This window comes from Streptomyces sp. WAC06614, from assembly GCF_003949795.1.
GTDB lineage: Bacteria > Actinomycetota > Actinomycetes > Streptomycetales > Streptomycetaceae > Streptomyces.
Window position 1 is genome coordinate 1 of sequence record NZ_RPRY01000277.1, and the last position, 9,284, is coordinate 9,284.

The 9,284-nt window shown below is 73.1% G+C and carries 10 protein-coding genes and 1 pseudogene; 9 read left to right on the forward strand and 2 right to left on the reverse strand.

Annotation, left to right across the window (positions count from 1 at the left end; genetic code table 11):
- The first annotated feature begins 264 nt into the window (after window positions 1-264).
- The 7 genes from EF918_RS27565 (at window position 265) to EF918_RS27595 (ending at window position 6,689) form a co-directional block, all read left to right on the forward strand.
- Window positions 265-1,482 carry an amidohydrolase family protein gene (locus EF918_RS27565; protein ID WP_125651637.1) on the forward strand — a complete coding sequence of 406 codons (1,218 nt, stop codon included), beginning with the start codon at window positions 265-267 and terminating at the stop codon, window positions 1,480-1,482.
- A 30-nt stretch (window positions 1,483-1,512) separates the two neighbouring features.
- On the forward strand, window positions 1,513-1,866 hold the full coding sequence (locus tag EF918_RS27570) for a hypothetical protein (protein WP_125651638.1): 354 nt from the start codon (window positions 1,513-1,515) through the stop codon (window positions 1,864-1,866).
- Window positions 1,863-2,339 carry a 6-carboxytetrahydropterin synthase gene (locus EF918_RS27575; RefSeq protein WP_125651639.1) on the forward strand — a complete coding sequence of 159 codons (477 nt, stop codon included), beginning with the start codon at window positions 1,863-1,865 and terminating at the stop codon, window positions 2,337-2,339. Before EF918_RS27570 ends, EF918_RS27575 begins: the two co-directional genes overlap by 4 nt.
- The gene (locus EF918_RS37290; protein ID WP_185921944.1) at window positions 2,336-3,115 is read left to right on the forward strand and encodes a hypothetical protein; all 780 of its coding nucleotides are present in this window, start codon (window positions 2,336-2,338) and stop codon (window positions 3,113-3,115) included. Before EF918_RS27575 ends, EF918_RS37290 begins: the two co-directional genes overlap by 4 nt.
- On the forward strand, window positions 3,115-3,303 hold the full coding sequence (locus EF918_RS27585; protein WP_125651640.1) for a hypothetical protein: 189 nt from the start codon (window positions 3,115-3,117) through the stop codon (window positions 3,301-3,303). Before EF918_RS37290 ends, EF918_RS27585 begins: the two co-directional genes overlap by 1 nt.
- Window positions 3,304-3,480: 177 nt before the next feature.
- Window positions 3,481-5,157 (forward strand): FAD-dependent oxidoreductase, encoded by a 1,677-nt coding sequence (locus EF918_RS27590; protein ID WP_125651641.1) that lies wholly within the window; start codon window positions 3,481-3,483, stop codon window positions 5,155-5,157.
- A gap of 38 nt (window positions 5,158-5,195) precedes the next feature.
- The gene (locus EF918_RS27595; protein WP_125651642.1) at window positions 5,196-6,689 is read left to right on the forward strand and encodes an ATP-binding protein; all 1,494 of its coding nucleotides are present in this window, start codon (window positions 5,196-5,198) and stop codon (window positions 6,687-6,689) included.
- A 137-nt stretch (window positions 6,690-6,826) separates the two neighbouring features.
- On the opposite strand, the pseudogene EF918_RS27600 reads toward EF918_RS27595, so the two are convergent.
- Together EF918_RS27600 and EF918_RS27605 are read right to left on the reverse strand one after the other, a co-directional pair.
- A pseudogene (locus EF918_RS27600) lies at window positions 6,827-7,612 on the reverse strand (inositol monophosphatase); the annotation flags it as partial.
- Window positions 7,613-7,657: 45 nt separating this feature from the next.
- The gene (locus EF918_RS27605; RefSeq protein ID WP_125651643.1) at window positions 7,658-7,924 is read right to left on the reverse strand and encodes a GlsB/YeaQ/YmgE family stress response membrane protein; all 267 of its coding nucleotides are present in this window, start codon (window positions 7,922-7,924) and stop codon (window positions 7,658-7,660) included.
- A gap of 225 nt (window positions 7,925-8,149) precedes the next feature.
- Between EF918_RS27605 and EF918_RS39190 the strand changes: the two genes are divergently transcribed.
- Both EF918_RS39190 and EF918_RS27615 read left to right on the forward strand, forming a co-directional pair.
- Window positions 8,150-9,055 (forward strand): helix-turn-helix domain-containing protein, encoded by a 906-nt coding sequence (locus tag EF918_RS39190; RefSeq protein WP_125651644.1) that lies wholly within the window; start codon window positions 8,150-8,152, stop codon window positions 9,053-9,055.
- Window positions 9,052-9,284 (forward strand): helix-turn-helix transcriptional regulator (locus tag EF918_RS27615; protein ID WP_148141268.1); only part of this gene is annotated, 233 nt, incomplete at its 3' end. The genes EF918_RS39190 and EF918_RS27615, both read left to right, overlap by 4 nt.

A 9,284-nucleotide genomic window follows, 5' to 3' on the forward strand; every position in this document is an offset into this window, starting at 1 on the left:
GTACGGGTGCAGTGGGTGCGGGTGCGGCGGGTGCGGTCGCCGGGACGGGAGACGCGGGGTCGGGGCCTGCCGCGGCGGGGGCCCGGGCGGGGGCGACCGGGGCCGGGGCCGGGGACGCGGGCCGGGAGCCGGCCGACCTCTGATCCTCCTCAAATGGCGTTCGTATGCCCGAATGCCGGTGGTAGCTTCCCCTTGATCATCGAGAGCGCCCCGTGAACGAGCCACCACGAACGAGCCCACCACTCGCCCGGCAGGGAGCCTTCCATGGAACAGCGCACCTGGTTGACGTCGGCCCGGCGGGCGGACGGCTCACCGGTCGACGTGCTGATGGCGGACGGAACGGTCACCGAGGTGGTACCCGCCGGCGCCTCGGCCGGCCGGGACGGTGACGCGGAACGCCTCGACCTCACCGGCTACCTGCTGCTCCCCGCCCCCGTCGAACCCCACGCGCACCTCGACAAGACGGGCACCTGGGACGACGTCGGCTGCGACACCGGTGAGCTCTCCGACGCCGTACGCCTGTGGAACGGCTGGTCCAAGGACCGGGACCGCGCGGACATCCTCCAGCGCGCGGAGCGGACCCTGTCCCTGCTCGTCTCCCACGGCACCGCCGCCGTCCGCACCCACGTGGCCGTCCATCCCGAGGAGGAGCACCCCGTCGCCGTCGCGGCCCTCGCGGAACTGCGCGAGCGCTGGCGGCACCGGATCCAGCTCCAGATCGTGGCCATGCTGTCGGCCGACACCCCCGCCGACACCGCGGGCCGCGCCCTCGCCTGCGGGGCCGACCTGCTCGGCGGTTCGCCCCAGCACTCCGACGACCCCGCGGCCGAGATGCGCAGGCTGCTGTCCCTGGCCCGGGCGCACGGCGTGGGGCTGGACGTGCACACCGACGAATGCCTGGCCCCGGCCGTGCACACCCTGCCGATCCTGGCGGACCTCGTCCTGTCCACGGACGTCCAGGACCCCCGGCAGCCCGTCTGCGCCAGTCACTGCGTCAGCCTGGGCCAGCTTCCCCCCGACGCGGTCGCGCACACCGCCCGCCGCCTCGCCGAGGCCGGCATCGGCGTGGTCACCCTGCCCCTGACCAACCTCTACCTCCAGGGCCGCGGACTCACGCCCGTACCCCGGGGCATGACGGCCGTCCACGACCTGCTCGCCGCCGGGGTGCTCGTGGCGGGCGGCGGGGACAACGTCGCCGACCCCTTCAACCCCATGGGCCGGGCCGACCCGCTGGAGACGGCCTCGCTGCTGGTCACCTCGGGCCACCTCGGCGTCACCCGGGCGTACGAAGCCGTCAGCGACGCCGGACGCGCCCTCATGGGCCTCGCCCCGGCCGGCCCGGAACCCGGCCTGGTGGCGGACCTGCTCGCCATCCGGGCGTCCAGCCTCGCCGAAGCCGTCGGCCAGGCCACCGAGGACCGGCTCCTGTTCACCGCGGGACGGCTGGTCAGCCGGGTCTCCGTACGCCGCGAAACATACTGACCACACCACCTCACGAATGGTGACGGAATCATGACCGATCGGCTGTCCACCACCATATGGGTCGAGTCCCTCCTCCCCGGATTCCACCGCTGGCCGGACGCTCCGAAGGAGCGGGACCACCTCGCCTCACGGCACCGGCACGTGTTCAAGGTCCGGCTCGACGTCCTCGTGCTCCACGACGAACGCGACGTCGAATTCCACGAGCTCACCGAACGGCTGCGCCATTGGTGGGGGCCGGGGGAGCGGGAATGGGGCGGCGCCTCCTGCGAGGCCGTCGCGCGCCTGCTGATGACCGACCTGAGCGGCGACGGGATGCGCGTCATGGCCGCGTCCGTGAGCATCGACGGCGAAGGCGGCGCCACGGTCCGCCGGGAGGAGCCGTGACCCACTCGGTGAGCATCCGGCACAATTTCGAGACGGCGCACCGCCTCCCCGAGATCGGCGGAAAATGCGTGAGCCTGCACGGGCATTCCTGGTGGTGCCGGATCGAGGTCTCCGCGGACCGCATACCCGACGGCACCGTCGTGGAATTCGGCGCGTTCAAGAAGCACGTGCGGAACTGGATCGACGAACACCTCGACCACGGGGTGATGCTCGGAGCCGCGGACCCCCTCGTGACCCCGCTGCGCGAGCAGCACTGCAAGGTGTACGCCTTCGGAGCCGAAAAGCTCTCCCGGGAACTGCTGTGGCCGACGGTGGAGAACGTGGCGGTGCTGCTGGGCAGAATGGCCCATCAGGAACTCCGCCACCTGGACGCGGCGACCGGCGCGCAGGTGACCCACGTCGAGGTGTCCGAGACCCACGTCAACAGCGCGAGCTGGACCCCGGCTGCGCGCACCGGCGGGGGCACCCCGTGACGCGCGAGGCCCACGGACCGGCGGACCAGCAGACGCCGGTCCGGCGGACGCGGGACCAGCAGGCGCCCGTCCAGCGGTCGCCCGTCCGGCGGACGCGGGACCAGCAGACGCCGGACCAGCGGACGCCGGACCAGCGGACGCCGGTCCGGCGGACGGCCGCCCCGCAGGCACAGGCCCTCTGGCGCGCCGCGCGCCAGTACGTCGGCGGACGCGACCTCCCCGAGGCCCAGGCGTGCACGGAACGCCTGCTGGCCCGAGGCTGCCGGGTGAGCCTCGACCTGTTCGGCGTCGACGCCGACGAGGCGGCGATCGGCCCCGTGACCGAGTCCTACCTCGCCCTGGCCCGCTCGACGGCCCCGCACGGCGCCGACGTCTGGCTCTCCATCGACCCCTCGCACATCGGCCTGCCCCACTCCTGGTCCGCCGGCCTCACCGCACTGGAGCGCATCGCCGGCGCCCTGCAACCCGGCCGCCGGCTCCAGATCGGCGCCGAGAGCGCACGCTCGGCCGACACCACCCTCCGCGCCGTGCTGCACCTCGCCGCGGCCGGCCTGCCCGTGTCCGCGACCGTCCAGGCCAACCTCCGGCGCAGCCACGGCGACGTGGCCCGGCTGGCCGCGGCCCGGGTGCCCGTACGCCTGGTCAAGGGGGCGTTCCCCGAGGACCCCGCGGTCTGCTGGCGGACCCCCGCCCAGGTCGACGCCTCGTTCGACCGCCTCGCCCGCGCCCTGCACCGCCACGGGGCCCGTTCTCCCTGGCCACGCACGACCACGTGATGCGCGCACGCCTCCTGCACGACCTCGGGACCGTCCCCTGCGAAGTCGGCCTCGGCGTCCGGCCCGAGGACCTCCCCGGCCTCGTCCGCGACGGCGTACCCGTCCGCGTCTACGTCCCTTACGGGCCCCGGTGGGCGGCGTTCTACCGGCGCAGGCTGGCCGAAGCACCCCGGCCACCCGGCACTTGACCAGGAGCGACCGGCCGTGTACCGGGAGCGCACACCCCGTGGCGTCCCGGCGCGTTCCCACCCGATCGAACATACGATGGGCGGGAACCGGCACGGGCGCCTCACGTCCCGGCCACCTCACGTCCCGGCCGGCCGGAGCACGCACCGAGCGCGCCCGCTCACACAGGGTGGAAACGCATGACGCAGCCCCCCGAGGCACCGCGGACCGTCATCCTGACGGTGGACGACGACCCGGGAGTCTCCCGCGCCATCGCCCGCGACCTGCGGCGCCACTACGGCGGCGGGTACCGCATCGTCCGGGCCGAGTCCGGCGAGTCCGCGCTGGAGGCCCTGCGCGAGCTGAAACTGCGCGGCGACCTGGTCGCCGTGATCCTGGCCGACTACCGCATGCCGCAGATGAACGGCATCGAGTTCCTCGAACAGGCCCTCGGCGTGTACCCGGGCGCACGGCGCGTCCTGCTGACGGCCTACGCCGACACCAACGCGGCCATCGACGCCATCAACGTCGTCGACCTCGACCACTACCTCCTCAAACCCTGGGACCCCCCGGAGGAGAAGCTCTACCCGGTCCTCGACGACCTGATCACGGCCTGGCGCTCCAGCGACTACCGGCCGGTACCCGCCACCAAGGTCGTCGGCCACCGCTGGTCGGCCCGCTCCTCGGCCGTCCGCGAGTTCCTGGCCCGCAACCAGGTGCCCTACCGCTGGTACTCCTCCGACGAACCCGAAGGACGCCGCCTGCTGGAGGCGGCCGGGGCCGACGGACAGCGGCTGCCGCTCGTGGTCACGCCCGCCGGTACCGCGCTGATCGAGCCCGAGCCACCGGAACTCGCCGCCCACGTCGGCCTCGCCACCACCCCGGCCGCCGACTTCTACGACCTCGTCGTCATCGGCGGCGGCCCGGCCGGACTCGGCTCCGCCGTGTACGGGGCCTCCGAGGGACTGCGTACGGTCCTGGTCGAGCGGTCCGCCACCGGCGGCCAGGCCGGCCAGAGCTCCCGCATCGAGAACTACCTCGGCTTCCCCGACGGCGTGTCCGGCGCCCAGCTCACCGAACGCGCCCGCCGCCAGGCCACCCGATTCGGCGCCGAGATCCTCACGGCCCGCGAGGTCACCGGGCTGGAGGTCAACGGCGCGGCCCGCATCGTCCGCTTCTCCGACGGCTCGGCCGTCGCCGCGCACAGCGTCATCCTGGCCACCGGGGTGTCCTACCGGCAGCTCCGGGCCCCGGGCTGCGACGGCCTGACCGGACGCGGCGTGTACTACGGCTCCTCCCTCACCGAGGCCGCCTCCTGCGAGGGCCAGGACGTGTACATCGTCGGCGGCGCGAACTCCGCCGGCCAGGCCGCCGTGTACCTGGCACGCGGCGCCAAGTCGGTGACCCTGCTGGTCCGCGGCGACTCCCTGACGGCCTCCATGTCGTACTACCTGATCCAGCAGATCGAGGAAGCCCCGAACATCACCGTACGGACGAGGACGGTGGTGGAGTCCGCCCAGGGCGACGGACACCTCGAACACCTCACCCTGCGCGACGCCCTGACCGGGGCCACCGACGTCGTCGAAGCCCAGTGGATGTTCGTCTTCATCGGCGCGGCCCCGCTGACCGACTGGCTCGACGGAACGGTCCTGCGCGACGAGCACGGCTTCATCCTGGCCGGCCCCGACCTCACCCCGGACGGCCGCCCACCGGCCGACTGGCCACTGGACCGCCCGCCCTACCACCTGGAGACCAACATCCCCGGCGTGTTCGTCGCCGGTGACGCCCGGGCCCAGTCCGCCAAGCGCGTCGCGTCGGCCGTGGGCGAGGGAGCGATGGCCGTGATGCTCGTCCACCGCTACCTGGAACAGTCATGAGGAGACGGCCATGAGGAACCGGCCATGAGGAGACGGTCATGAGCGCCCAGGGCATGCCCTGCAACCCCCAGGAGATCGCCTCCCTGTTCCTGTTCGAGAAGCTCACCCCGGAACAGCTCGGGCGGCTGTGCACCGAAGGACGGGTGGAACGCTTCGACCCCGGGCCGGTCTACACCGAGGGCGACCCCGCCACCTGCTTCTACGTGATGATCGAGGGCACCGTGGTGCTGTCGCGCCGGGTCGGCGGCGACGACGTGGAAGTCAGCCGCACCTCGCAGCGCGGGGTGTACGCGGGAGCCATGCAGGCCTACCTCGGCGACCAGGTTCCGCAGACGTACACCAACTCGATGCGGGTGACCGAACCCACCCGGTTCTTCGTCCTGCCCGCGCAGTCGTTCGCCGACGTGATGCGGGAATGGTTCCCGATGGCGGCCCACCTGCTGGAGGGGCTGTTCTTCGGGGCCAAGAACACCCAGCGCGCCATCGGACAGCGCGAACGGCTGCTGGCCCTCGGATCCTTGTCCGCCGGACTCACCCACGAGCTGAACAACCCGGCCGCCGCGGCCGTCCGGGCCACCGCGGCACTGCGCGAGCGGGTGGGCAAGATGCGCCACAAGCTGGCCCACATCGCGCAGGGCCCGTACTCGCGCGAGGCCCTCGCCGACCTCATCGAGATCCAGGAACGCACGGCCGAACGCGTCGCCAAGGCACCGGTGCTGAGCCCCATGGAGGCGGCCGACCGCGAGGACGAACTCACCGACTGGCTCGACGACCACGGCTTCCCCGAAGGCTGGCGGGTCGCGCCGACCTTCGTCCAGGCCGGGCTCGACACGGACTGGCTGGACCAGGTCGCCGCGCGCGTGGCCGAGGACATCCTGCCGGGAGCCATCGGCTGGCTCAACTACACCGTCGAGACCGAACTGCTGATGGACGAGATCGAGGACTCCACCACCCGGATCTCCCACCTCGTGGACGCGGCCAAACAGTACGCCCAGCTCGACCGGGCCCCGCACCGCGACGTCGACGTCCACGAACTCCTCGACAGCACCCTGCTGATGCTGTCCGGCAAGATCGGCCCCCACATCCGCGTCGTCAAGGACTACGACCGCACCCTCCCCGCCGTGCCCGCCTACCCGGCCGAGCTCAACCAGGTGTGGACCAACCTCATCGACAACGCGGTGTTCGCCATGACCAGCGCCGGCGGCGACGGCGCCCTGACGGTCCGCACGGCCCGCGAGGACGACCGGCTCCTGGTGGAATTCCGCGACACCGGCCCCGGTATCCCCGAGGACATTCGCAGCCGCATCTTCGACCCGTTCTTCACCACCAAGCCGGTCGGCGAGGGCACCGGCCTCGGCCTCGACATCTCCTGGCGGATCATCGTCAACAAGCACCACGGCACCCTCCAGGTCGAATCCGCCCCCGGCGACACCCGCTTCCAGATCCTCCTCCCCCTGACCGCCACGGACCCCGGTCCCGAACCCGGGTCCGAACCCGGACCCGATCCCGAGCCCTCCGAGGAGCCCACATGACAGAGAACGGCGGAATCGACGGAATCGACCCGACCGCCCTCCCCAGCGGCACCGGCTGCGGGGACTGCGACGCGGTGGTCAGCGGTGGAGGAGGTTCGGCCAGTTCTTGGGCACGCGGTCGCCGGGGACTCCTGGTGGATCATCGACATGAGCAGCCGGTGGGTCTCGTCGTCCGCGGCGACCACGAGCCCCCGGCCGGCCTCACCCAGCGGGGCACCGTCGATCCCGGTGACGACACAGCCGGCGGCCCGGCACACGGAGATGCCGGCGGCGAAGTGCACGCTCCGGGACAGGTCGGCGCCGTCGGTGACGTACGCGGCGCGCCTGCCGGCGGCGACCCAGGCCAGCGCCAGCGTCGTGGACACGACCCGAGGCCGGAAACGTGCGACGAATTCAGGGTGGGCCAGCAGATCCACCGCCCGGAACCCGGGCGCGCTCGGGAACGGCGGATCCAGATTGACGTCCACCAGTCGGGTCGCGGCCGAGGGCGTCAGCACGGCGTCGTCGGCCCCGTCCTGCCGCACCCAGGCGCGCTCCCCGTCGGTGAAGAAGACCTCACCGCTGAACGGGTCGGCCACCGCCGCCGCCCCCGCGCGCAGCGCCACATTGACGGCCACCAGCATGGTGCCGACGGCGTAGTTCAGCGTGCCGCACAGGGGATCCACCCACCACTGGCGCCTCGCGTCGACGGCGCCCTGCTGCCCGCCTTCCTCGCCGAGCACCGCGTCCTCGGGCCGTGCGGCACGGATCACGCCGAGGATCGCCCTCTCGGCCTCCACATCAGCGGCGGTGGCGAAGTCACCGGCGCCCTTGTCGATGCGGTCGAGCCGCTGACCGTACAGTGCGCGGACCACCTCCGCACCCGCCCGTGCTCCGGCTATCGCGACTGAGACGTCGTCAGAACTCTTGTAGGACTTGATCATGCCGCGCAGCCTATCGAGGGGGAGCCACCGCCCCCGGCCGCCGCGTCAGCGCCGGGAGTGCCCGAACAGCAGCCGGAAGCCGATCAGCAGCACGAGCGAGCCGCCTATCGCCGCCAGCCAGGTCGGGCCGTCGAAGAACTCGTTGCTGATCGGCCGGTCCAGGAAGCGCGCCGAGAGCCAGCCCCCGGTGAAGGCTCCCGCGACGCCGATGAGCGTGGTACCGATCAGGCCACCGGGGTCGCGGCCCGGCAGCAGCAGCTTGGCAACGGCCCCCGCGATCAGACCGAGCACGATCCAGCCGACGATTCCCATGTGTCCTCTTCCGCTTCTTCCGCTTCCGCGTTCCGCTCCGATGGTCTTCACCGTCGAAGACGCACGTGGACGGCCTCCCGGTTGCCTGCGCCCGCGCGCATCCACCCGTGGCCCGCGCCGACCGGTCGGCGCGCTGCCGAGGGGGAGAACGCGCCAAGCCGCGCAATGCGCTGGAAGCCCGCGGGCGGTGGTCCGATCCTGGAGCGGGACAGAAGGGGCGAACCAGTGGCGCGTTGGAAGGATCTGCCCGCGGCGCTCGACGGCCGCGAGCGGCGGCTCATCGCCGAGTTGCGGCGGTTGAAGGACCACAGCGGTCTGAGCCTGGCCGCACTCGCCGGGAAGACCGGCTACAGCCGCTCCTCCTGGGAGCGCTATCTCAACGGCAAGCAACCCGTACCGCGCGCCGCCGTCGACGAACTGGCCCAGGTGTGCGGGGTGGAGCCGACTCGCCTGCTGGTGCTGCACGACGTGGCCGCACAGGCGCGGCAGAAGCCCGGGGCGCCCGCGGAGGCCACGCCGAAGGCGGCGGAGCCGCCCCCGCGGGCCTTCGTCGAGCAGCCCGCCCGACCGACGGCCACCGAACCCACCCCGGCGACGCCGGCACCCCCGGCCTCCACCCACCCGGCCGCCCCGGTGGGCCAGGCGGGCGCGCCCGGGACGGAGCCCGGCGCACCGGACCCGGCGGCCGCGCCGCCGCCCAGGCCCCGCCGCCAGGTCTCCCTCCGCACGTTCATCGCCGGGATCGCCGCCGCCCTCGTCGCGGCCTTCGTCGCGGGCCTGGTCACCGCCGGCGCACGGGTCGGCAACGGCAACGAACGCCAGGCCACCGCGGACACCGGCAAGGCCGGCTACCGCCGCGGAGTGGCCTACCCCTGCGACATCCACCGCGAACGCGGCGAGCTCCGCGCGGGTCACAGCACGAACCGGGAGATCCTCCTCGACATCAACAGCACCGGCTTCGACGTCGTCGAGGTCCAGTGCCTGCTGCGCGAGCACGGCTTCGACCCGGGCACCACCGAGGGCCTGTACACCCCGGGCACCAAGGACGCCGCGACCCGCTTCCAGGCGGCCCGCGGCCTCGTCGCGGACGGCATCGTCGGGCCGAAGACCTGGGCGGAGCTGCGCGAGTGACCACCACCCCCGCCGAGTGCGACCGGCTCGCCGCCGAACTGCGCCGGCTGCGCGAACGGACCGGCCTGAGCCTCGCCGCGCTCGGCCGCCGCACTCCGTACAGCAAGTCCTCCTGGGAGCGCTACCTCAACGGCAAGCAACCACCGCCCCGGCAGGCGGTGGTAGCCCTGTGCGCCCTCGCCCGTGAACACCCCGCCCCCCTGCTCGCCCTCTGGGAACTGGCCGACAC